The sequence below is a fragment of the Pseudomonas sp. GW821-FHT09E12 genome (assembly GCF_059416085.1).
The window spans coordinates 42934-65579 of record NZ_JBWKOM010000001.1 but is presented as its reverse complement, the minus strand read 5'-3'; the positions used below and the strand labels follow the sequence as shown (position 1 = coordinate 65579).

Below are 22646 nucleotides of genomic sequence, written 5' to 3'. Positions count from 1 at the left end.
CTTGTGCAGTCTTAATCCAACTTTTTCGGGCAAAAAACCATGAACATGAAATCCATTTCCGTCGCTCTCCTGATCATGCTGGTGGCGCTGGCCGGTTACGACAGATTCCTGGCAGACAAGCCGACGGATACCCCGCGAATCTGGTTGCGCGTTCCCGCGTTACCCGTAATACAGGACGCGATTTTCCAGCTGTCGCCCAGGTTCGACGAGCCGCGTAAAACTCTCATGATGGAACAGCTTTGCGCGTTGGCGCGAGGCGAAGTGAAACAGGAACAGGTCAACGCCTTTCTCAAGCAGCAGGGGATCGACGCGCAGACTTTGCCTCGACAGGGCAGTCCGTACTCGTTGTTGGTCAATGCTGATCAGCCTGGGCAAGCTTCGGCCTGTGCGGCGTATCTGGCGACGACGGTACTGTCGACTGTCAATGTGGCCGAGTTCATGCGCCCCGTCACCGAACCCGCCGCCAACGGCCAGCCAGAGAAATCGTCGTTGCAGATTGATAACGCTTTGCTGGCGTCGGCGCTGTCGGTCAAGTTGGCCGTGGCGCGTGCCAACGCCGATGTATTCGCCTTGATCGCCGTCGAGTTGCAACGCAGTCCAGGTCTGACGATACCGCAATACCGTGAACAGGCCGGGCAGTTGTTTACCCGTCTGGCCCCGACTTACCTGCAGCGCATCAAGGAGCAACTGCCGCCCGCGAACACGCAGTACAAGCTGCTGCAAATGGACGACAGCCGCTTCGTCTTCAGCAGTTCCGTCGGCAGCGTGTTCGAGTTCGGCCGCAACGGTCTGGTCCTGAGTCAGGGCGGTATCGTCTGGTATGGCAAAGGCCGGTTGATGGGGCAGGAATACCCGCTGCAGGTGGAGTGTTTCTCGGCGGCCGTCAAAGGGTTGCTGACATCGCCTGCGCCGCAACTGACCACCTCGATCCAGTGAAGGCGGGATGACACATATCAACGCCACCGCTCCCTGATCTGGCGACCGCCGTCGGGGAGCGGCGTTTTTATTGCTTTATCTTCAGGCGCATCGCCAGCATCACCCCTAGCACTGCGGCGGCCAGCACCAGCGCCGCCGGGGCGGACCAGCCGGCATAGGCGACGGCGGCGCTCAGGGCGATGGGCGCGAGCACCTGGCCCAGATAGTTGCCTTGCATCACCAGGCCCAGGCACAGCGGGATCAGCGCGGGCTCCGGCGAGGTCAGCGAGGTGCTGGCGAGAAGGGTGGCGGGCAGCATGCCGGCCACTGCGCAAAAGAAGAAACACAAAGGGATTACCAGGCCGGTCGGCGTGACCGAAAGAAAGATCCCCATCCCGAAAAGCCCCATGACGATACTGGTGCCGGCGAGCAGGGCTTGTGGGCGGACGCCCCGTGACAGCAGCAGGCCGGCGCTGAGGTTGCCGACGATATTGACCGCCACCACCGCGGCGCTGACCACCCCGGCGCTGGCGATCGACAGCCCGACCCGCTGCATCAGGAACACCGGTAGGAAGGCCATCACTGCGAAGAACTGCAGGTTGTAGGCGGTGAACATCAGCGCCATCAGCAGCGGCTGGCGGGCGCGCAGCACGCTGCTCAGCGAGTGGCGCAAAGCGGATTGCGCCTGGCGGCGCAGCGCCAGCGGGTCCCTGGGCGTGGTCAACGGCAACAGCAGCGCCGCCAGCAGGGTCAAGGCCGCGCCGGCGATCCAGCTCTGTTGCCAGCCGCCCAGCAGCGGCCCGATAAGCATCGAGGTGCCGATACCGAACGCCATGAAGGTGCTCCAGATGCCGAACACCAGGTGGCGTTTGTGCGCCGGGACCAGGCGATTGAGCACCGCCGGCGCCGCGACCACCACGATGACGAAGCCCAGTCCTTCGACAAAACGCGTGGCCAGCAGCCCATGGAAGTCGTGCAGGCTGGAGCCCAGCGCGCTGGCGGCGCACATGATCAGCAGGCCGAGGGCCAGCAGATAGCGGTCGCCCCAGCGCTGCACGAGGATGCCGGCGGCGATGCCACCGAACACCCCGACCAAGGGGAAGGCTGACATGACCCAGCTCAGGGATTCCAGGGACCGGCCGAATTCCTGCTGCAGCTGCGGCAGGGCGATGGTGGCCTTGCCGATATGCAGCGCCGCGGCAATGCCGGCAAACAGCACGTTGAACACGGCGGGCCAATACCCGGTATCGGCGACGGCGTAGCTGAGGGTGTCGGGCTTGGTTGAGGTCATGGGCTTCTCCGAAAGCAGGCGGGCGGGCGAGGATCGCCGGGGTGAGGCGCGCCAATGGGTCGGAGCCGACTCTAAAAGTTAAAGTTAACTTCAAGTCAATCGGTAAAAACGGGATGCAGCGTTCTACCCATAGCACCATTGAGCCGTTGATCTCGCTGGACGAAGGAGCCAGGCGAACGGTGCTGTCGGGGTTGGCGTGGCGGCGCCCGGTGGGGCGCCGTGGGTGAGGGAGGGCGTCTGCCGTCAGATGAGCTGCGTATTCTCCGGCAGCAGGGCGCCGCCATCGACGATCAGGGTCTGCCCGGTGATATAGCCGGCCTGCTCGGACGCGAGGAACAGCATGGCGTGGGCAATGTCCTGCGGGCTGCCCAGGCGCTTGAGCGGGATGCTGGCGGCCAGGGCCGGGGAGTCGCCGAGGCTGGCCATGGCCTGGGTGGCGATCAGCCCGGGTTCGACGCCATTGACGGTGACCCGGTGTTCGGCCAGTTCCAGGGCCGCCGCGCGGATGAAACCGTTGACCCCGGCCTTGGACGCGGCGTAGTGGGACAGCCCGGGAATCGCCGTGCGCGGCCCGGTCACCGAGGAGGTGATGACGATGCGCGGATGCTCGGCCCGGCACAACGCCGGCAGCGCCGCCTGGGTCAGCCAGAAACAGCTCTTGAGGTTCACCGCCAGGGTCGACTCGAGGATTTCATCCCTCAGGTCGCGCAGGTTTTCCATCGGGAACACTGCGGCGTTGTGGATCAGCAGGTCCAGCCCGCCAAAGGCCCTGAGCGTGGCGGCCACCGCCTGGTTGGCCGCGGCCCGGGTGCTCAGGTCCACGACCAGCAGCTCGGCGCTGCCGCCGGCTTCACGGATCAGGCGCAGGGTTTCGGCGCCCGAGGCTTCGCTGCGAGTGGCGAGCAGCACCTTGGCGCCCTGGGCGGCGAAGACTTGCGCGATGGCGCGGCCAATGCCCTGGCCGGAGCCGGTGACCAGGGCGATACGGCCGCTGAGGTCGAGGATCATGGATGTTCTCCTTGAGTGACAGTGCCCAGGCATTCGTCCAGCAGGCGGTTGTGCAGGTCGACGTCGTCGCTGGTGGCCGCCGGGCAGATCAGCGCCATGTTGTGGAACGGGGTCAGCAACACCCCGCGGTTGAGCAGGTAGAGATGCAGGTAGGCCTCGATCAGGCCATGACGGGCATGGTGGGCTTCGCCGCCGTTGCGCGGCGCGTGGTCCATGAACAGGTATTCGACCCGGGCGCCGATCCGCGTCACGTGCCAGGGCAGGCGATGCTTGGCGATCAGCGCCTGGACCCCGGTCCGCAGGCGTTCGGCCAGGGCGATCATGTGCGCGTAGTTGGCCGCGCTCATGACCTCGCCGAAGGTGGCGCGCATGGCGGCCATCTGCAGGGCGTTGCCGGCCAGGGTGCCGCCGAAGCCGAAGTGGTTGATCGCCTGGCCGGGCTGGAAATGCGGCAGCACCTGCCAGATGCGCTCGGCCATGGCCTGGCTGGCGCCCCACACCGCGGTCGGGATGCCGCCGGCGATGCACTTGCCGAGCACGAAGAAGTCCGGTTGCAGGCCATGTTCGCCGCTGTAGCCGGCGGGGCCGCAGGAGATGGTGTGGGTTTCGTCGATGATCAGCGGCACATCGAAACGCCGGGTCAGCTCGCGCAAGCCGTCGTGGAAGCCGGGGGCGGGCGGGACCATGCCGACGTTGGTCATGAAGGGCTCGGTCAGCACCGCGGCCACGTCGCCGTGGGCCAGTGCCGCTTCCAGCGCCGGCAGGTCGTTGAACTCCACCAGCCGGGTGGTGGCGTCGTGGCGCAGGCCATTGGCGTGCACGCCTTCGCGGGGAATCATCTGCCCGCTGGCGTCGAATTCGACCTGGGACTCGTCGACGCTGCCGTGGTAGTTGCAGTTGAACACCAGCACTTTCTCCCGCCCGGTGATCATCCGGCACAGGCGCAGCACAAAGCGGTTGGCGTCGGTGGCCGAGGTGGTGACTTGCCAGAACGGCAGGCCGAAGCGCCGCACCAGTTCCTGGCCGACCCACAGGCTGTCGGCGGTCGGCAGCATCAGGGTCGAGCCGTGCCGGGCCTGATGGGCGATGGCCTCGGCCACGGCGGGCTGGCCATGGCCGAACATGGCGCCGGTGTCGCCCAGGGCGAAGTCGACGTAGCGGTTGCCGTCGCAGTCGGTCAGCGTCGCGCCCTGGGCGTCGGCCACCAGGATCGGGTACAGCCCCGGCCATTGCTGCATCCAGTGCAGCGGCGCGCCGTACAGCCAGTGCTTGAGGTTTTCCCGGTAGAAGCCGGCGGAACGCGGGTGGCGTTCGGCGAACAGTTGCAGCTCTGATTGGTAACGGCTGGCGACGCGGTCGAGGTTGAGGCCGAGGGTCATGGTCGAAGTCCTGGGATAGAGGGTTGTCGCTGACAGGCTTTTGTAGCCGCTGGCGAAGGCTGCGATCGGCCCGAAGGGCGGTAAAGGCAGCGGCTACAGGAGCAAGTGTCTGGGTAGCCGCTGCCGAGCAACGCGAGGCTGCGATCGGCAACGCAGTTGCCGCGAAACCTGCGCTTGCGGTGTGTCAGGCCGAGCGCGTTTTGCGGATCGCGACAGGTAGTATCAGATGTAAGCGGTGCGGTTCAGCACATGGGCGAGGGCGCCCACCGGGAAGTTGCTGGGCGCGGCGAAGTCGCTGCCCTGGTAGCCGAAGATCTTGCCATCGGTCCTGCCCGCTTGCAGGTCGATCAGCACCAGGCCCAGGGTCGGCACGATCTTTTCGCGCCAGACGAACAGGTACAGCTGTTCGGCGAGCTTGTAGTAATGGCAGCGGTCGGTGTCCGCCAGGCCCTGCTCGACGCCCTTGAGGCACTGCCAGCTGTAGAAGTTGCGGTTCAGGTAGACGTGCTCGTAGGCCTCGGTGGCGCTGTAGACGTACTGGTTGCGCAGGCCGACCAGCTCTTCGGTCAGCGCGTGTTGCGGGCTGCTGGCGGTCAGTGGCGTGTCGATGCTGCCGTGGATGAACTGGGCCTGGACGCTGGTCAGCTCGCGGCCGGACAGGGCGCGGCTGAACAGATCGACCCGGGTCTCGGCCTGGCTCGGCATCTGCCCGATCACCGCGGTGAAGATGTTCCGGCCCAGGTCGAGGATCAGGCTTACCGAGTGGATCTGGTGGTTCTCCGACTTGAGAAAGTCCACCAGGTAAATGCCGGAACGTATTGAAGTGGCTCGATAAGTCGTCTCGCCGCTGGCTTGGCTTTCAGTGTCCTGCCAATGCAGCGAGCGTGAGCCGAAAAGGTGTTCGATGCGCCAGCCATTGGCGAAATGCAGGGTCAGGCTGCGGCCGTTGAGGTCATCCAGGCTGGGCAGGATATGGTTATCGGCGGCAAAGCCTTCGGCCAGGGCGCCAACGGTAATCCATTCGGGTTGCAGGTTCATGAGGGCGGACCTTGTCGATGAAGGAGAACCTCATGTTCATCGCGCAAGCCGTTGTTGCCCATCAACCGAATGGTTGAGGCGCGCGGTTTTTTACAGGAACAGCACGCTCACCAGCTCGGTGCGGTTGTTCACCCCGACCTTGCGGAACAGGTTGATCAGGTGGGTCTTGACCGTCGGCAGGCCCAGCGCCAACTGCTGGGCGATGGTCTTGTTGCAGGCGCCGTCGCGCACCAGTAAGGCGATCTGCCGCTCCCGGGGCGTAAGGGCCTGCAGGCGTTCGTCGTGGCGCGAATAGGGCGCCTGGGCGGCGATTTCCAACAGGCCTTGCAGCGCCTGCAGGGTGCTCAGTTCGTCTGGCCGGAACGGGCCCAGGCTGGCATCGCGCAGCAGGGACAGGCCGGCGATCGGGCTGCCGCCGGCATTGCGCGCGAGGATTTCCACCACATCCAGCACCCCATGGCGTTGCAGGAACCCCTGGAAGACCTCGGTTTCGTGCCGCCCCTGCTGGGCCATGCCCATGTGCAGCGACAGCACCGGGCGGCCCGCCGCCACGCAGTTGCGCGGCCGCAGCGGGTCGTAATGCCGGTAGCGTTGCAGGTAGGCCTCATGCATCTGCGGGCTCATGTGGTACAGCGAGAAATGCTCGGCCTGCAGTTGCGCGTCGATGCGGTAGAAGGCGCACAGGGTCGCCGGCACCACCCGGGTAAAGGCGCTGATGCAGCGTTGGCCAAGCTGTTGGGCATCCGGCAGGGCGGTTGGCGTATGCATGGGACGACTCCCTCTTCATGAACGGCCGGTAAAGAGGGCCGTAACCCTCTGATGCCATGGTACTTCAGACAGATCGCGAACCCCGGTTTGCGGCAACTGCGTTGCCGATCGCAGCCTCGCGAGCTCGGCAGCGGCTACACGGGCACCGCATTCCTTGTAGCCGCTGCCGCAGGCTGCGAACGACCGCGTAGCGGGCGCCAAACCTGATGCCACGGTATTTCAGACAGATTGCGAGCCCAGGTTTTGCGGCAACTGCGTTGCCGATCGCAGCCTCGCGGGCTCGGCAGCGGCTACACGGGCACCGCGTTCCTTGTAGCCGCTGCCGCAGGCTGCGAAAAGCCCCGCAGGGGCTTCCCGCGATCATGCAGACCGCGCTGATATCGGCTCCAGCGCGGTCCGGGTTTCAAGGCTGCGGCGTCAGGCTCAACGGGCCTGGGTGAAACCCAGCTCCAGGGCGGAGACGATGGCGTCGATCTGCGGCGGCTGGATCACCAGCGGCGGCGACAGGATGATCTTGGTCCCCACCGGACGCACCATCACCCCGTTGTCGCGGGCGATCTGCGCCACCTGGTTGGCATAGCCGCCCATGGGGTCGATCGGCTCGCGGGTGGTTTTGTTAGCCACCAGGTCGAGGGCGATCATCAGGCCCTTGCCACGCACTTCACCGACACTGTCGAAGCGCTCGGCGAACGGCAGCAACTTGTTCAGCATGTAGTCGCCCATCTTCGCGGCGTTGGCCGGCAGGTCTTCCTTGACCACGATGTCGAGGCTGGCCAGGGCCGCCGCGCAGGCCACCGGGTGCCCGGAGTAGGTGTAGCCGTGCATGATTGCGCCGGTGAAGTTGGCGTTTTTGCTGAACGCCGACTCGATCCGTTCGTTGACCACCGTGGCGCCCAGCGGGATGTAGCCGGAGGTGATGCCCTTGGCCAGGCATATGATGTCGGGCTTCACGCCCCACAGGCGGCTGCCGAACATCGAGCCGCTGCGACCGAAGCCGGTCACCACTTCGTCGGCGATCAGCAGTACGCCGTACTTGTCGCAGACCTCGCGGATCAGCGGCCAGTAGTTGGCCGGGGGCACTATCACGCCGCCGGCGCCCTGGATCGGCTCGGCGATAAAGGCCGCGACGGTGTCGGGGCTCTGGAACTGGATTTCCCGCTCGAGCAGGTCGGCGCAGATCTTGCCGAGTTCTTCCGGGTCCTGGCTGTAGGGGTTGCGGTACAGCCACGGGGTGTCGACGTGGAAGCAGCCGGGCAGCAGGGGCTCGTAGTTGCGCCGGAATACCGTGTTGCCGTTGACCGAAGCGCCACCGAAGTGGGTGCCGTGGTAGCCCTGGCGCAGCGAGATGAACTTGGTGCGGTCGGCCTGGCCTTCGAGTTTCCAGTACTGGCGGGCCAGTTTCAGCGCGGTCTCGATGGCATCCGAGCCGCCGGAGCTGAAGGCCACGCGGCGCATGCCCTCGGGCTCCAGCAGGTTCATCACCACCCGCGACAGCTCTTCGGCGCGCGGATGGCTGACGCCGTCGAACAGCTGGAAGTATTCCAGTTCGTCCAGCTGGGCGGTGATCGCCGCCTTCACTTCCTTGCGGTTGTGGCCGACGTTGACGTTCCACAACCCGGCGACGCCATCCACCAGTGGGTGGCCCTGGTCGTCGTACACGTAGCAGCCATCGCCACGGACAATGCGGATCGGCTCGCGTTGTTGCATTTCGTTGGGGTGCAGCATGGGATGCCAGAAACGGCTTGGTTCGCTCACGTTGAATCTCCTGAAAACGCACAGACAGCGTGGGACATAGTAGTGCGCCCTTTGCCGGATGCCTGCTTGCCTCTGTGTGCCAGGCATTTGACCGCCACTGCCATCGACCCGGCGTCCCGTGCATTGCCGATCTGCCTGTAAAAATGCGTTCGCAGGCTTGGCGACGGCTGCGCCGCCGATCGCAGGCTGCGCCAGCGGCTACCGGGCACGCGGTGTTTTTGTAGCCGCTGCCGAGCCCGCGAGGCTGCGAACGGTTGCGAAGCAACCGCAAATGCTGAGTCCGCGGTTTATCTGGATAGACGCGCCAGCGGCGGAAAAAGCGTGTGTCGCGGTTCCCTGGCAGCCAGTGGCAAGTTTCGCGGCAGCCAGGATCAAGACGCTGGCCGGCATTGGTCTCAGAGTTCGATCCATGAGGCCAACTAGCGAGGATTGCCCATGAGTATTGCCATCGACCCACGTGTCGCCGCCTTTATCGACAGCCAGCACGGCCTGTTGATCGACGGGCGCAGCCAGCCGGCCTTGTCCGGTGCGCAGATGCCGGTGTTCAACCCGGCCACCGGCGAAGAACTGACCCGCGTTGCCGCCGGTGCCGACGCCGATATCGACCTGGCCGTGGCCGCCGCGCGGCGAGCCTTCGAGGGCCCCTGGGCGGCGCAGCGCCCGGCGGATCGCGAGCGCCTGCTGCTGAAGCTTGCGGACCTCTTGGAAGCCCATGGCGAGGAGCTGGCGCAGCTGGAAACCCTCAACAACGGCCAGTCGATCCACCTGGCCCGGGCCCTGGAAGTCGGCGCCGCCGCCGAGTTCACCCGCTACATGGCGGGCTGGGCGACCAAGATCGAAGGCAAGAGCCTGGACCTGTCCATCGCCGCCGTCCCGGGCGCGCGGTACCGTGCCTACACGGTTCCGGAGCCGGTGGGCGTGGTCGGCGCCATCGTGCCGTGGAATTTCCCTTTGTTGATGGCCATCTGGAAAATCGTCCCGGCCCTGGCCTGCGGCTGCACCGTGGTGCTCAAGCCGGCCGATGAAACCCCGCTGACCGCCTTGCGCCTGGGCCAGTTGTGCCTGGACGCCGGGATTGCCCCGGGGGTGGTCAACGTGGTCACCGGCAGCGGTGCCCAGGCCGGCGCGGCCCTGGCCGCGCACAAAGGCATCGACAAGCTGGCCTTTACCGGCTCGACCCAGATCGGCAAGGTCATCGGCCATGCGGCGGTGGACAACATGACCCGGTTTTCCCTGGAACTGGGCGGCAAGTCGCCGGTGATCGTACTCGATGACTGCGACCCCCAGGCCGCGGCCGCCGGTGCCGCCGGGGCGATCTTCTTCAACCAGGGCCAGGTCTGTACCGCCGGTTCGCGGCTGTATATCCAGCGGGCGATCTTCGACCAGGTGCTGGAGCGTTTGTCGGCCATCGCCGGCTCCCTGAGCATCGGCCCCGGGCTCGACGAACAGGCGCAGATCAACCCGCTGATTTCCGCCAAGCAGCAGAAGCGCGTGCTGGACATGATCGGCCAGGGCGTGGCCGACGGCGCCCGGGTGCTGTGCGGCGGGGTCGCCTATGGCGAGCAGGGCTTCTATGTGCGCCCGACGGTATTGGCCGACGTGCACGCAGGCATGCAGGTGGTGCGCGAGGAAATCTTCGGCCCGGTGGTGGTGGCCACGCCTTTCGACGAGATCGACGAGGTGGTGGCGCTGGCCAACGACAATCAGTACGGGCTGGGGGCGAGTATCTGGTCCAACGACCTGGCGAAGGTCATGGACCTGATCCCGCGGATCAAGGCCGGTACGGTCTGGGTCAACACCCACAATATGCTCGACCCGTCGATGCCGTTTGGCGGCTACAAGCAATCGGGCATCGGCCGCGAGATGGGCCACGCGGCGATAGAGGCGTATACCGAGAACAAGTCGGTGTGCATCGCGTTCTGATCCCGTAGCCGCTGCCGCAGGCTGCGATCGCGCCCGCAGGGTGCGCAAGATCTCAAGATCGCCGAAGGCCTTCGGCCTTATCGCAGCCTGCGGCAGCGGCTACAGTCGGATGCAACCGGCCAGGCTGCGCAGACAGCCAGGTAAAACACGCCCGCCCGGCGTGCCCTTGAAATGCCTAGAACAACAACATCACCCATGCTTTCGAGGTCCAGCACCATGTCTTTCAACGACAGACTCACCCGCCACTTGAACCAGGGCGTGGTCGGCTTTCCCACGGCCCTGGCCAGCGCCGTCGGCCTGATCATGGCCAGCCCGGTGATCCTCACCGCCACCACCGGCTTCGGCATCGGCGGCGGGGCGTTCGCCGCGGCCATGCTGATCGCCATGCTGATGATGCTCGCGCAATCGACGACCTTCGCCGAAGCGGCCTGCATGATCCCCACCACCGGCTCGGTGTACGACTACCTGGCCTGCGGCCTGGGGCGCTTCTTCGCGATCACCGGGACCATCTCCGCCTACCTGATCGTGCATGTGTTCGCCGGCACGGCGGAAACCATCCTCAGCGGCGTCATGGCCCTGGTGAACTTCGAGTCCCTCAACACCCTGCTGGAGCAGAGCGGCAGCGCCTGGCTGGTGGGTGTCGGGCTGGTGATCTTCTTCGGACTGCTGAACGCCGTGGGCATCACCGCGTTCAGCCGCGCCGAGGTGATCCTGACTTTCGGCATGTGGACCACCCTGATCATCTTCGGCGTGGTCGGGGTGTTCAAGGCGCCGGCGGTGGAACTGAGCGGCTGGTTCGGCGAGTCGATGGTCGGCACCGACCTGACCACCATCCTCTCGCTGGTGGGCATGGCCATGTTCATGTTCGTCGGGTGCGAGTTTGTCACCCCGCTGACGCCGGAGGTGCGCAAGGCGGCGAAAACCATTCCCCGGGCCATGGCCCTGGGCCTGGTGGGGGTAGCCACCTGCATGTTCATCTATGGCGCGGCGATGAAGCGCCAGGTGGCGAACATCGCGCTGAACGAAGACGGCAGCGTGCACCTGCTGGACACGCCCATGGCCATCCCGCAGTTCGCCGAGCAGGTGATGGGGCCCTACGGGCGGATCTGGCTGGGCGTCGGCCTGCTGTTCGCCGGAGCGGCGACCATCAACACACTGATGGCCGGATTGCCGCGCATTCTCTACGGCATGGCGCTGGACGGCGCGCTGCCCAAGGCCTTCACCTACCTGCACCCACGCTTCAAGACGCCGCTGCTGTGCATCGCCGTGGCGGTATTGATCCCATGTCTGCACGCCTGGTGGTTGGGCGGCAGCACCGACAACATCATGCACCTGGTGCTGGCCGCGGTCTGTGCCTGGAGCACCGCCTACCTGCTGGTGACCCTGGCGGTGGTGGTGCTGCGCATCCGGCGCCCGGACCTGCCGCGGGCCTACAAGTCGCCCTGGTTCCCGCTGCCGCAGATCGTCTCGTCCATCGGCATCCTCCTGGGCATGTGGTTCATCACGCCGCCGGGCATGAACCCGCGGGACATCTACGTGCCCTTTGGCAGCATGCTCGGCCTGACGGCGATCTATGCGCTGGTCTGGACGGTCTTCGTGCAGAAGGTCAACCCGTTCCGCCCGGTGCCGGTGGAGGAGGTGCTGGAAAACGCCTTCAACCTGCAATCCCCCACTGAAACCCAAGCGCAGACCCTGCCTGGAGCCAAGCCCGATGAGCAGTACAAGCTGGCGGCAAAACCTCTCTGAGTTCTGGCGGCGGCCACCCTCGGGCTATCGCCCGGGGGTGACCCTGAACCAGTTGCGTCGCGACCTGCCGGGGCTCGACTGTGCGCCGCAGGCGCCCGGGCTGGCGCGCTTCACCTGGGCCGAGGAGGGTTTGGACTTCGAGGTCGAGGAGCTGCCACAGGCGCAGTTCCTGATGCACCTGGTGGTTTGCGAGTTTCGCCTGCGGGTTCCCGGTTCGCCGGGGCCGCAGGCACAGATCGACATTCGCCATACCGGCGCGATCCGCCGCCAGGGCGTCGCCGCCGGCCTGAAGCAGGGCGCGCAGGATGAGTGGGCTGGGCTGTTGCAGCAGTTGCACAGCGACCCGCAGCTACTGGCGGCGTTGCTGCCGCTGGACTTCAAGCGCCTGCAATTGCAGCGCGACGAGCAGGGTTGGCAGGTGCGCCTGGAGCATTTCGGCGCCAGCGAGGTGGTCAACCGGCTGCCCGGCTTCCGCCGTTATATCCGCCTGAGCGCCGAGCAACGCGGCGCCTTGCTGGCAACGTTCAAGCGCCTGGATTCACTGCTGCGCGATCACTGAACTATTCCCACCCGCGCTGGCACAACCCGTGCTTAGGCTATAACGGACTATCCATTGCGCCGCGCTTCCTTGCCCGGCAAATAGATAACATGTTAATGATATCGCCATAACAACAAAGGCGGTCTCAGCCGGCTTCTGGAGGTGCACAGTGCTTGCTTCGCAAAGTTTCGGTTCCTGGATCGGCGCATTACAGGGGGTTTGCGGTCGCTTCGACGCCCGCCAGGCGTTGAACTCGGCGTTGTTCATCGGCGAAGTCGGCTTGCGCGACTACGCCGGCCTCGAGGTGGCGCAGATCCGCACCAATGCCGGACTGATCTCGCGCAAAGGCACCAGCGTCGATCATGAAGACGACCGGCACTGTTTCCTGATCATGCAGCGCAGCGGCCATGCCCAGATCAGCCAGGGCGGCGAGCGCATCGAACTGGCACCGGGGGAAATGGCCTTGCTGGATTCCGCCGGGGCCTGCGAAATCGTCCCCCACGGGCTGATCGAACATGCCTCCCTGCACCTGTCCCGCGACGAGGTGTATCGCCATCTGCCGGCGCAGCAGCGCAAGTTCGGCAAGCTCTCGCAGCAGTGCGCGAGTGGCCGCTTGATGCGCCTGCTGGTGGAACAGATCTGCGGCGAGCCGTTGCCAGGTTGCGCCGACCCGCAGGAAGGCCAGGCGTTGCAGGAAGCGCTGATCGCCTTGCTCGGCCCGACCCTGCGCCAGACGCCCAGCGCCCATCTCGACGGCTACGACAGCCAGCACGGCGGTTGCCTGCGCAGCCAGGCCCGGCAGTTGATCAACCAGTCCCTCACCGAACCCAGCCTGACCCCGGTGTCACTGGCCAGCCAGATGAATATCTCGGTGCGCCAGCTGTACCGGCTGTTCGAAGAGCAGGGCGACAGTGTCTGCCGTTTCATCCAGCGCGCGCGCCTCGAGCGCAGCGCGGCGGACCTGAGCAACCCGCGCCTGCGCCACGCGTCGATTACCGAGATTGCCTTCAAGTGGGGGTTCACCGACTCGGCGCACTTCAGCCGCACCTTCAAGAAGCATTTCGAGCAATCGCCGCGGGATTACCGCGCCCGTTCGCTGAACGTTTAGGCGCGAGCTTGCTCGCGATGGCGCGGTGCCGGCACCGCGCGGCGCAAGGACCGGGTTCAAGGGTTTTCCAGGTCGTGCCCCAGGGACTGGATAAACAGCGAGAACAGCTCCGGCTGTGAGGAGATATCCAGCTTGGCGTAGAGATGGCGCCGGTGCACCTTGATGGTGTCCGGCGAGATCTTCAGCCGCTCGGCCATGGCCTTGGAGGAGAACCCACGCAGGATCAGCCGGGCGATTTCCACTTCCCGATCCGACAGCACGCCACAGCCGAAATGGCTCAGGGCATCGCGGATCTGGCTGGCCATTTCTTCCCCGGCGGGTGGCTGCGGGCGCTGGTTGCTTTGCTGCCAATGCTGCTGCATCAACGGCAGGACCCAGGCCGAGAAGGTGGTGAGCTGGCCGATCTCCTCGGCGCTGAACGGTCGCTGCATGCCCAGCGACAGGGACAGGGTGCCGGCCTCCGGGATCTGCAGGATGAACTGCAGTTCGTCCTCCAGCACGTTGTCGTGGAAGTAGCTGGAGAAATACTCGGTCTGGCGGAAATGGTCCGGCGCCACTTCCTCCAGGCGGTACAGGCCGTTGGGATAACCCTCGCGGCAGGCCTGGAAAAACGGGTCGAGCAGGTACAGGCCATTGAGGTAGGTGAGCATCGACGCCGGCTTGTCCGAGGGCTCGGCGTCGTATTCCTCTAGGGCGATGGGCAGGCCGTTGCGCGGGTAGAAGATCGCCAGGGCGTTATCGAACGGCAAGGCCTGGTGCAGCAACAGCACCAGTTGTTTCCAGAAGCGCTCGCCGCCGATCTGCGAGAGGGTGCGCCCGAGTCCGGCATGCATGCCGATTTCCCTGAACAGAGTGATCAAATAGGTGGCTCCGCGTCGATGCCGCTGTGGTCTGGCGGGTTGCTTTCTCGCCAGGTGGCAGCAAGGTTTCGGCGATTTGCCCGGCGACGTCAAGGGGGAGTACTCCAATAGGGGAATTGGCCCTGTACCCCCGGCTGCCTAAAGTGGCCTCCATCAAGTGCGCCCCAGAGCGCATCCGCCCGACGTTCTTCGTTTCTGCCTCAAACCAAAAATAACCACGAGGATAACGACATGAGCTCTCCCTGCGCGCCGCAAGGCGCCCTGAAACCCACGCTGAGTGTGTTCGATGTGGTGGCCATTACCGTGTCGGGCGTGACCCCGGCCAGTTCGGTCTTCGTTATCGCGCCGTTCGCCATTCACCAGGCCGGCAGCGGGGTGTTCCTGGCCTTTGTCATGGCGGGGCTGCTGGCGCTGATGTTCGCCTTCTGCTACGCCGAGCTGGGCCGCGCCCACAACAGCGCCGGCGGCGAGTATGTGTACGCCAAGCGGGTGTTCGGCGGCATGGCCGGGTACGCGACCTTTCTCACGGTGCTGGTGATGTTGCTGTTCATCCCGCCGGTGCTGGCCACCGGCGCGGCGACTTACCTGAACAATGCCCTGGGCACGCGCTTCGATTCGCAGACCGTGGCCCTGGTGATCGTGATCTGCAGCTATGCGCTGGGCATCCTCAACATCAAGTTGAATGCCTGGATCACCGGCACCTGTCTGCTGCTGGAAATTGCCGCGTTGCTGGTGATCGTGTTCCTGGGCTTTGGCAATGCCTCGCAGCCGGCGAGCATCCTGCTGCAACCGCAGATCGTCGAAAACGGCGTATTACACATGGCGCCCTGGGCCCTGGTGATCGGCGCGGTCGGCATCGGCCTGTTTTCCTACAACGGTTACGGCCCGGCGGTGCTGCTGGCCGAAGACATGAAATGCAAGGGGCAGGGCGTGCACAAGGCGGTGCTCTGGTCGCTGGTGCTGGTGGTGATCATCGAACTGGTGCCGTTGACCGCGCTATTGATTGGCGCGCCGTCCCTCAGCGCCATGCTCGAAAGTCCCGACCCCATCGGCTACCTGCTCACCAGCCACGGCAACGAAACCCTGTCGCGGGTGGTCAGCGCCGGGATCTTCCTCTCGGTGTTCAACGCCATCGTGATCCAGATCGGCCGGGTGGTGTTCTCCAGCGGCCGCGATGCCTTGTGGACGCCGGGCATCAACCGCCTGTTCACGCGGATTCATCCGCGCTGGGACTCGCCGTGGCTGGCCACGCTGTTCCTGGCCATTCCCTCGGCGGTGCTCAGTTTCAGCTCGAACCTGGCCGACCTGACCTCGTTCAGCGTGCTGCTGATCATGCTGGTGTACCTGATCGTCGCCCTCAGCGCGCTGATGAGCCGGGTGCTGCTGCGCGACCGCGCCCACCCGTACCGCATGCCGCTGTGGCCGTTGCCGGCGCTGCTGGCGGTGATCGGCGCCGGGTATCTGTTGTTCAATCTGTTCCTGGACGCTTCGCTCAGGGACATCATGGTGATCGTCGGCCTGCTGGCGCTGTCGGTGATCCTGTATGGCACCAACGGCCGGTTCAGCCCGGCGTTCCAGAAACTCTAAGGAGAAGTCATGCGCGCACGTCAATTGGGGATCAGCCTGGGCCTGGGTACTCCCGGCCCCTTCAATGCCATCACCGACGTTCCGGGGGTACGGGTGGGCCACAGCACCCTCAGGACCACGGTCGACGGCAAGCAGGTACGTACCGGGGTGACCCTGATCCAGCCCCGCGAGGGCTTTGCCCGGCTGCAACCCTGTTTCGCCGGCTGCCATGTGCTCAACGGCAACGGCGATGCCACCGGCCTGGAGTGGATCCGCGAAGCGGGCCTGCTGACCACGCCGCTGGCCATCACCAACACCCACAGCGTCGGCGTGGTGCGCGACGCACTGATCGCCGAGGAGCACGCCAGCCTGGCGGACCCCGCGGAATACTGGTGCATGCCGGTGGTGATGGAGACCTATGACGGCCTGCTCAACGATATCTGGGGCCAGCATGTCGGCCCGCAGCAGGTCCGCGAGGCGCTGGCCAATGCCGAGTCCGGGCCGGTGCGCGAGGGCGCGGTGGGCGGCGGCACCGGCATGATCTGCCATGAATTCAAGGGCGGGATCGGCACGGCTTCGCGCCGGGTGCCGGGGGAGCAGGGCGGCTACACGGTCGGCGCGCTGGTGCAGGCCAACCACGGCAAGCGCGAGGAGTTGCGGGTCGATGGCTACCCGGTGGGGCGGCAACTGAGCGGCATCCCGTCGCCTTTCGCCCGGCGCGGTACGCCGGGCATGGGTTCGATCGTGGTGATCCTGGCCACCGACGCGCCCTTGCTGCCGCACCAGTGCCAGCGCCTGGCGCAGCGCGCGTCGATCGGCATCGCCCGCACCGGCGGCGGCACCGAGGACTCCAGCGGCGATATCTTCCTGGCCTTCGCCACCGGCAACCGCGACTTGCCGCCTTCCGCCTACGGGCGCCAGGGCGTGCCGTTCAGCACACCCCTGGCGATGCTCAACAACGATTACATCTCGGCCCTGTTCAGCGCCGCCGCCGAAGCGGTGGAGGAGGCCATTGTCAATGCCTTGCTGGCGGGCGAGCCGATGACCGCGGACAGTGGCGCGAGCGTTCCGGCGCTGACCGGGGAAACCCTGCTGCAAGCGATGAAACTAACCGGATGGAACAAACTTGCATGAACTAAAAACTGCGACGTAGTCGGCAAAACTATCTGTACTGCTATTTAATATTTAAATTCGAGATTGTCCGACAATTATCAGCGGGTATTGAGGCTTAAAGAATATTTCGACTCACCAGTCATTGTTTTCGGGAGTTTGCTGGAACAGCGAAAATCAGGCGTCAAAAAGTAGTGGACGCCTGATTTCAAATTGTGTCAGGTTGCTTACGCCCGGATAGGGCGAGTGATAGGACGATCTCGCCAGGGATTGTCGCTATCGGACAAAAACTGTTCCATTGATTACAAGGAAGTGTGTTTATGTCGAAAGTTAAAGCGAAAGCTATTGTGACCGCCGAACAAGAACTCGTGCCCTTGGCCGCGGCAAGTTCGGCTTACAACCAGATCAATAGCTTCAGCCATCAGTATGACCGGGGTGGCAATCTGACGGTCAATGGCAAACCCTCCTACTCGGTCGATCAGGCAGCCACCCAGCTGCTGCGCGACGGTGCCGCGTACCAGGATCTCAACGGCAACGGCAAGATCGAACTGACCTATACCTTTCTCACCTCGGCCTCCTCGAGCACCATGTACAAGCATGGCATCTCCGGGTTCAGCCAGTTCAGCGCCCAGCAGAAAGCCCAGGCCGCGCTGTCCATGCAATCCTGGGCCGATGTGGCCAATGTCACCTTCACCGAAAAGGCTTCCGGTGGTGACGGTCACATGACCTTCGGCAACTACAGCGGCGGCCAGGACGGCGCGGCGGCCTTCGCTTACCTGCCGGGCACCGGTGCTGGCTACGACGGTACGTCCTGGTACCTGATCAACAGCAGCTACACCCAGAACAAGACCCCCGATCTGAACAACTACGGCCGGCAGACGCTGACCCACGAGATCGGCCACACCCTGGGCCTGGCCCACCCTGGCGACTACAACGCTGGGAATGGTAACCCGACCTATAACGACGCGGTCTATGGACAGGACACGCGCGGTTACAGCGTCATGAGCTACTGGAGCGAAAGCAATACCAGCCAGAACTTCAGCAAGGCCGGCGTCGAAGCCTATTCGTCCGGCCCGCTGATGGACGATATCGCGGCGATCCAGAAGCTCTACGGGGCCAACACCACCACCCGTACCGGCGACACCACCTACGGCTTCAACTCCAACACCGGTCGCGATTTCCTCAGCGCGACCTCGTCGGCGGACAAGCTGGTGTTCTCGGTATGGGACGCGGGCGGCAAGGACACCCTGGACTTCTCCGGTTTTACCCAAAACCAGAAGATCAACCTCAATGAGACCTCGTTCTCCGACGTTGGCGGCCTGGTGGGCAACGTGTCCATCGCCAAGGGCGTCACCGTCGAGAATGCGATCGGCGGTTCGGGCAGCGACCTGCTGATCGGCAACAAGGTGGCCAACGAGCTCAAGGGCGGTGCCGGCAACGACATCCTCTACGGCGCCGGCGGTGCGGACAAGCTCTGGGGCGGCGCGGGTGCCGACACCTTCGTCTTCGGCGCGAGCTCGGACTCTGCTCCGGGTGCGGCCGACCAGATCCTGGATTTTGTCAGCGGCCTGGACAAGATCGATCTGACCGGCATCACCAAGGGCGCTGGACTGCACTTCGTGAACGCATTCACCGGTAACGCCGGCGACGCGATCCTCAGCACCTCGGCTGGCAACAGCACCTTGTCGGTGGACTTCTCCGGGCACGGCGTGGCGGACTTCCTGGTCAGCACCGTCGGCCAGGCGGCCTACACCGACATCGTCGCCTGAGTCATTGCGGTAAGGTAAAAGAAGGAGGGTGGCGCCCAGACGCCGCCCTCTGACCTTGCATTGACAGGCGAACTGCCTGAGGCTGTGGCCCGGAGCTAACCCCTTATGATTCGAACTGCCTTGATCGCTAAGGCCGGCGCGTACCTGATCGCGACGCTGATGATGTTTTATGGAGAGACAAGCATGGCAAGCAGCCTGATATTGGCGGACCCCGCGGAACTGGCCGGGCACTGGCAGCTGTCGCAGCCGGCGCAACCTGCCAACCACTGTGCCCTGGACCTCGAGCTGAACGGCACCCTGGGCGCCGGCGCCGAGTGTTTTTCCGCCTGGTTGGGCGATGCGGCCATTGGCTGGTTTCCCGAGCCGGACGGTATTGCCGTGACCGGCAAAGAGGGTTCGAAGATCATCTTTCTAAGTCGTCAGAAAGAAGGCTTATATCAAGGCACTTTGAAATCAGGCATAACCATTATATTGCAGCGTACGCCCTGAATAATCGCGGCTGTATGCATCTTTAAATGTATCTGTATGGATAAGCGTATAAGGCAGTGCCATATACGCGATGTCCTTCGTTCGATTAAAGACAACTAAATAACTAGAACTCCGTTTCGTCTGACGGTAGAGTTCTTTCGCCTGTCCGCCGCAATAAATCCAATAATGTCCCGACTCAAGTACGGGCGGTTTATTTGTCCTGCGCCCCTGGCACGGGATATTACAGCTCAGGAAAGACCAATGAAGATGGCGAAGACCACTGCACCGCTGTTCAAGGCACTGGGCGATTACAAAGGCATTCTGATCAGCGTCGGGTGTTTCACCGCCCTGATCAACGTGCTGATGCTGGTCCCCTCGATCTACATGCTCCAGGTCTACGACCGGGTACTTTCCTCGCAGAACGAAACCACCCTGGCGATGCTGTCGCTGATGGTGGTCGGGTTCTTCGCATTCATCGGCCTGCTGGAGGTGGTGCGCAGCTTCATCGTCATTCGCATCGGCAGCCAGCTGGAGCGGCGTTTCAACCTGCGGGTCTACCAGGCGGCCTTCGAGCGCAACCTGTTTCGCGGCGAAGGCCACGCCGGGCAGTCCCTGGGCGACCTGACCCATATCCGCCAGTTCGTCACCGGTCCTGCGCTGTTCGCGTTCTTCGACGCGCCCTGGTTCCCCGTCTACCTGTTCGTGATCTTCCTGTTCAATACCTGGCTGGGGGTGTTCGCCACCGCGGGCGCGGTATTGCTGATCGCCCTGGCGTACCTCAACGAGGCCATGACCAAGAAGCCTCTGGGCGAGGCCAGCGGTTATTCGCAGAAATCCACGCAACTGGCCACCAGCCACCTGCACAATGCCGAGACCATCCAGGCCATGGGCATGCTCGGCGCGCTGCGCAAGCGCTGGTTCGAGGTGCATTCGCGTTTTCTCGGCCTGCAGAACCAGGCCAGCGACACTGGTGCGGTCATCAGCTCGCTGAGCAAGACCCTGCGCCTGTGCCTGCAATCGCTGGTGCTGGGCCTGGGGGCCTTGCTGGTGATCAAGGGCGACATGACCGCCGGGATGATGATCGCCGGCTCGATCCTGATGGGCCGGGTGCTGAGTCCGATCGACCAGTTGATCGCCGTCTGGAAGCAGTGGAGTTCCGCCAAGCTGGCCTACCAGCGCCTGGACTCGCTGCTGCAGGCCTTCCCGCCGAGCGACACGGCGATGTCGCTGCCGGCGCCCAAGGGCCAGGTGAGCTTCGAGCAGGTCAGCGCCGGCCCGCCGGGCAAGCGCATGGCGACCTTGCAGCAGGTCAGTTTCAACCTCGGGGCGGGGGAGGTGCTGGGGGTGCTCGGCGCTTCCGGCTCCGGCAAATCCACCCTGGCCCGGGTGCTGGTGGGCGTATGGCCGACCCTGGCCGGCACGGTGCGTCTGGACGGCGCCGATATCCATCGCTGGAACCGCAACGAACTGGGGCCTCACATCGGTTATCTGCCCCAGGACATCGAGCTGTTTTCCGGGAGCATCGCCGAGAACATCGCGCGCTTTCAGGAAGCCGACCCGCAGCAGGTGGTGCAGGCCGCGCAACAGGCCGGCGTGCACGAACTGATCCTGCGCCTGCCCCAGGGCTACGACACTTTGCTGGGCGATGACGGCAGCGGCCTGTCCGGCGGCCAGAAGCAGCGCGTGGCCCTGGCCCGGGCGCTGTATGGCCAGCCGCGCCTGGTGGTGCTCGACGAGCCGAACTCCAACCTCGACACCGTGGGCGAAAGCGCCCTGGCGTCGGCCATCGCGCAGATGAAGGCCCAGGGCACCAGCGTGATCCTGGTCACCCATCGCTCCTCGGCGCTGGCCCAGGCCGACAAGCTGCTGGTGCTCAACGAAGGGCGCCTGCAGGCCTTCGGCCCGAGCCAGGAAGTGCTCAAGGCGCTGTCCAGTGGTGCCCAGGCACAACACCAAAACCAGGCGCAAAACCAGGAACAGCAGCAGCGAGAAAAAACCTCGGCCCCGACGGCCCCGGGCGGCTTGAGCATGAGCCGCCAGTATCAGGCCCCGACACGGAACCCAGGCGCATGAGCAAGGACAGCGAAATGATGATCGAACAAGGTTACGCGCCGGAGCGTCCCGAGCGCGATGCGCGGTTTTTCGCGCGCATGGGCTGGGTCCTGGCACTGGCCGGCGCCGGCAGCTTTTTTCTCTGGGCGGCCCTGGCGCCGCTGGACCAGGGCATCCCGGTGCAAGGCACGGTGGTGGTCTCGGGCAAGCGCAAGGCCGTGCAATCCATGAGCGGCGGGGTGGTCAGCCGGATCCTGGTGCGTGAAGGCGAGGCGGTGAAGCAGGGCCAGCCGCTGTTCCGCCTGGACCAGACCCAGGTCGAAGCCGACGTGCAGTCGCTGCAAGCGCAGTACCGCATGGCCTGGGCCAGCCTGGCGCGCTGGCAGAGCGAACGCGACAACCTCAAGCAGGTGAATTTCCCCGAGGCCCTGAGCGCCGATCCCGATCCACGCCTGGCCCTGGTGCTGGAAGGCCAGCGGCAACTGTTCAGCAGCCGCCGCGAAGCCTTCGCCCGCGAGCAGGCGGGGATCCGCGCCAGTATCGAAGGCGCCACCGCGCAACTGGCCGGGATGCGCCGGGCGCGTACCGACCTCAACAACCAGGCCGAGTCCCTGCGCCAGCAGCTGGCCAACCTGCAGCCCCTGGCGGACAACGGCTACATCCCGCGCAACCGCCTGATGGAGTACCAGCGCCAGCTGTCCCAGGTGCAGCAGGAACTGGCGCAGAATACCGGCGAAAGCGGGCGGGTGGAGCAGGGCATTCTCGAGTCGCGGCTCAAGTTGCAACAGCACGGCGAGGAGTACCAGAAGGAAGTGCGCAGCCAGTTGGCCGAAGCCCAGCTGAAAAGCCTGACCCTGGAACAGCAACTGACCTCGGCCGGTTTCGACCTGCAGCACAGCGAAATCCTCGCCCCGGCCGACGGCATCGCGGTCAACCTCGGGGTACACACCGAGGGCGCCGTGGTCCGCCCCGGGGAAAACCTGCTGGAGATCGTGCCCCAGGGCACTCGCCTGGAAGTGGAAGGGCACCTGCCGGTGAACCTGATTGACAAGGTTGGCAGCCACCTGCCGGTGGACATCCTGTTCACCGCCTTCAATCAGAGCCGCACGCCGCGGGTGTCCGGCGAGGTCAGCCTGATCTCCGCCGACCAGATGGTCGATGAAAAGACCGGCGTGCCGTACTACGTGCTGCGTAGCAGCGTCAGCGACCAGGCCATGGAAAAACTCAATGGCCTGGTGATCAAGCCGGGCATGCCGGCGGAGATGTTCGTCCGTACCGGCGAGCGCTCGCTGCTCAACTACCTGTTCAAACCCCTGCTCGACCGGGCGGGTTCCGCATTGACCGAGGAATAA

General features: G+C 64.8%; 18 protein-coding genes. 11 read left to right on the top strand and 7 right to left on the bottom strand.

Annotated elements, in window-relative coordinates:
• Positions 1-39 precede the first annotated feature (39 nt).
• Complete coding sequence (locus AC07PQ_RS00255) at positions 40-936, top strand: hypothetical protein (protein WP_493184816.1); 897 nt, start codon at positions 40-42, stop codon at positions 934-936.
• 67 nt (positions 937-1003) lie between these two features.
• Here AC07PQ_RS00255 and AC07PQ_RS00250 read toward each other — a convergent pair whose 3' ends face one another.
• The 6 genes from AC07PQ_RS00250 to AC07PQ_RS00225 all read right to left on the bottom strand — a co-directional run bounded on the left by AC07PQ_RS00250 (position 1004) and on the right by AC07PQ_RS00225 (position 8154).
• The gene (locus tag AC07PQ_RS00250) at positions 1004-2206 is read right to left on the bottom strand and encodes an MFS transporter (RefSeq protein WP_493184817.1); all 1203 of its coding nucleotides are present in this window, start codon (positions 2204-2206) and stop codon (positions 1004-1006) included.
• A gap of 243 nt (positions 2207-2449) precedes the next feature.
• Positions 2450-3214, bottom strand: coding sequence for an SDR family oxidoreductase (locus AC07PQ_RS00245; protein WP_493184818.1), 765 nt, complete (start codon positions 3212-3214; stop codon positions 2450-2452).
• Entirely contained in the window at positions 3211-4593 is a 1383-nt protein-coding gene (locus tag AC07PQ_RS00240; protein ID WP_493184819.1) for an aspartate aminotransferase family protein, read from the bottom strand. The genes AC07PQ_RS00245 and AC07PQ_RS00240 overlap by 4 nt, the downstream gene beginning before the upstream one ends.
• Positions 4594-4815: 222 nt before the next feature.
• Positions 4816-5631, bottom strand: coding sequence for a molybdenum cofactor biosynthesis F family protein (locus AC07PQ_RS00235; protein WP_493184820.1), 816 nt, complete (start codon positions 5629-5631; stop codon positions 4816-4818).
• 90 nt (positions 5632-5721) lie between these two features.
• On the bottom strand, positions 5722-6399 hold the full coding sequence (locus AC07PQ_RS00230; protein ID WP_493184821.1) for a helix-turn-helix transcriptional regulator: 678 nt from the start codon (positions 6397-6399) through the stop codon (positions 5722-5724).
• 423 nt (positions 6400-6822) lie between these two features.
• The gene (locus AC07PQ_RS00225) at positions 6823-8154 is read right to left on the bottom strand and encodes an aspartate aminotransferase family protein (protein ID WP_493184822.1); all 1332 of its coding nucleotides are present in this window, start codon (positions 8152-8154) and stop codon (positions 6823-6825) included.
• A 435-nt stretch (positions 8155-8589) separates the two neighbouring features.
• Here AC07PQ_RS00225 and AC07PQ_RS00220 point away from each other — a divergent pair, with 435 nt between their 5' ends.
• The 4 genes from AC07PQ_RS00220 to feaR all read left to right on the top strand — a co-directional run bounded on the left by AC07PQ_RS00220 (position 8590) and on the right by feaR (position 13469).
• Positions 8590-10077, top strand: coding sequence for an aldehyde dehydrogenase family protein (locus AC07PQ_RS00220; RefSeq protein WP_007923743.1), 1488 nt, complete (start codon positions 8590-8592; stop codon positions 10075-10077).
• 216 nt (positions 10078-10293) lie between these two features.
• The gene (locus AC07PQ_RS00215) at positions 10294-11823 is read left to right on the top strand and encodes an APC family permease (protein WP_053261378.1); all 1530 of its coding nucleotides are present in this window, start codon (positions 10294-10296) and stop codon (positions 11821-11823) included.
• Positions 11789-12382, top strand: coding sequence for a DUF3156 family protein (locus AC07PQ_RS00210; RefSeq protein ID WP_493184823.1), 594 nt, complete (start codon positions 11789-11791; stop codon positions 12380-12382). The genes AC07PQ_RS00215 and AC07PQ_RS00210 overlap by 35 nt, the downstream gene beginning before the upstream one ends.
• Positions 12383-12530: 148 nt before the next feature.
• Positions 12531-13469, top strand: coding sequence for a transcriptional regulator FeaR (feaR, locus tag AC07PQ_RS00205; protein ID WP_493184824.1), 939 nt, complete (start codon positions 12531-12533; stop codon positions 13467-13469).
• Between the two features lie 56 nt (positions 13470-13525).
• Here feaR and AC07PQ_RS00200 read toward each other — a convergent pair whose 3' ends face one another.
• Positions 13526-14329 carry a response regulator transcription factor gene (locus AC07PQ_RS00200; RefSeq protein WP_007922792.1) on the bottom strand — a complete coding sequence of 268 codons (804 nt, stop codon included), beginning with the start codon at positions 14327-14329 and terminating at the stop codon, positions 13526-13528.
• 231 nt (positions 14330-14560) lie between these two features.
• On the opposite strand from AC07PQ_RS00200, the gene AC07PQ_RS00195 reads away from it, so the two are divergent.
• The 6 genes from AC07PQ_RS00195 (at position 14561) to AC07PQ_RS00170 (ending at position 22646) form a co-directional block, all read left to right on the top strand.
• A complete protein-coding gene (locus tag AC07PQ_RS00195) occupies positions 14561-15916 on the top strand; it encodes an APC family permease (protein WP_493184825.1) in 1356 nt (451 codons plus the stop codon).
• A gap of 9 nt (positions 15917-15925) precedes the next feature.
• The gene (locus tag AC07PQ_RS00190) at positions 15926-17029 is read left to right on the top strand and encodes a DmpA family aminopeptidase (RefSeq protein WP_007922786.1); all 1104 of its coding nucleotides are present in this window, start codon (positions 15926-15928) and stop codon (positions 17027-17029) included.
• A 296-nt stretch (positions 17030-17325) separates the two neighbouring features.
• Positions 17326-18774, top strand: coding sequence for a serralysin family metalloprotease (locus AC07PQ_RS00185; protein WP_007922785.1), 1449 nt, complete (start codon positions 17326-17328; stop codon positions 18772-18774).
• A 105-nt stretch (positions 18775-18879) separates the two neighbouring features.
• Positions 18880-19263: an AprI/Inh family metalloprotease inhibitor gene (locus AC07PQ_RS00180; protein ID WP_493184826.1), complete on the top strand. Its 384-nt coding sequence runs from the start codon at positions 18880-18882 to the stop codon at positions 19261-19263.
• Between the two features lie 240 nt (positions 19264-19503).
• On the top strand, positions 19504-21315 hold the full coding sequence (locus AC07PQ_RS00175) for a type I secretion system permease/ATPase (protein ID WP_007922779.1): 1812 nt from the start codon (positions 19504-19506) through the stop codon (positions 21313-21315).
• Between the two features lie 14 nt (positions 21316-21329).
• Positions 21330-22646 carry an HlyD family type I secretion periplasmic adaptor subunit gene (locus AC07PQ_RS00170; protein WP_492571372.1) on the top strand — a complete coding sequence of 439 codons (1317 nt, stop codon included), beginning with the start codon at positions 21330-21332 and terminating at the stop codon, positions 22644-22646.

Bases quoted from the DNA above. Each gene is read 5' to 3' on its own strand.
- AC07PQ_RS00255 (WP_493184816.1), top strand. From the start codon at position 40: ATGAACATGAAATCCATTTCCGTCGCTCTCCTGATCATGCTGGTGGCG.
- AC07PQ_RS00250 (WP_493184817.1), bottom strand. From the start codon at position 2,206: ATGACCTCAACCAAGCCCGACACCCTCAGCTACGCCGTCGCCGATACC.
- AC07PQ_RS00245 (WP_493184818.1), bottom strand. From the start codon at position 3,214: ATGATCCTCGACCTCAGCGGCCGTATCGCCCTGGTCACCGGCTCCGGC.
- AC07PQ_RS00240 (WP_493184819.1), bottom strand. From the start codon at position 4,593: ATGACCCTCGGCCTCAACCTCGACCGCGTCGCCAGCCGTTACCAATCA.
- AC07PQ_RS00235 (WP_493184820.1), bottom strand. From the start codon at position 5,631: ATGAACCTGCAACCCGAATGGATTACCGTTGGCGCCCTGGCCGAAGGC.
- AC07PQ_RS00230 (WP_493184821.1), bottom strand. From the start codon at position 6,399: ATGCATACGCCAACCGCCCTGCCGGATGCCCAACAGCTTGGCCAACGC.
- AC07PQ_RS00220 (WP_007923743.1), top strand. From the start codon at position 8,590: ATGAGTATTGCCATCGACCCACGTGTCGCCGCCTTTATCGACAGCCAG.
- AC07PQ_RS00215 (WP_053261378.1), top strand. From the start codon at position 10,294: ATGTCTTTCAACGACAGACTCACCCGCCACTTGAACCAGGGCGTGGTC.
- AC07PQ_RS00210 (WP_493184823.1), top strand. From the start codon at position 11,789: ATGAGCAGTACAAGCTGGCGGCAAAACCTCTCTGAGTTCTGGCGGCGG.
- AC07PQ_RS00195 (WP_493184825.1), top strand. From the start codon at position 14,561: ATGAGCTCTCCCTGCGCGCCGCAAGGCGCCCTGAAACCCACGCTGAGT.
- AC07PQ_RS00190 (WP_007922786.1), top strand. From the start codon at position 15,926: ATGCGCGCACGTCAATTGGGGATCAGCCTGGGCCTGGGTACTCCCGGC.
- AC07PQ_RS00185 (WP_007922785.1), top strand. From the start codon at position 17,326: ATGTCGAAAGTTAAAGCGAAAGCTATTGTGACCGCCGAACAAGAACTC.
- AC07PQ_RS00180 (WP_493184826.1), top strand. From the start codon at position 18,880: ATGATTCGAACTGCCTTGATCGCTAAGGCCGGCGCGTACCTGATCGCG.
- AC07PQ_RS00175 (WP_007922779.1), top strand. From the start codon at position 19,504: ATGAAGATGGCGAAGACCACTGCACCGCTGTTCAAGGCACTGGGCGAT.
- AC07PQ_RS00170 (WP_492571372.1), top strand. From the start codon at position 21,330: ATGATGATCGAACAAGGTTACGCGCCGGAGCGTCCCGAGCGCGATGCG.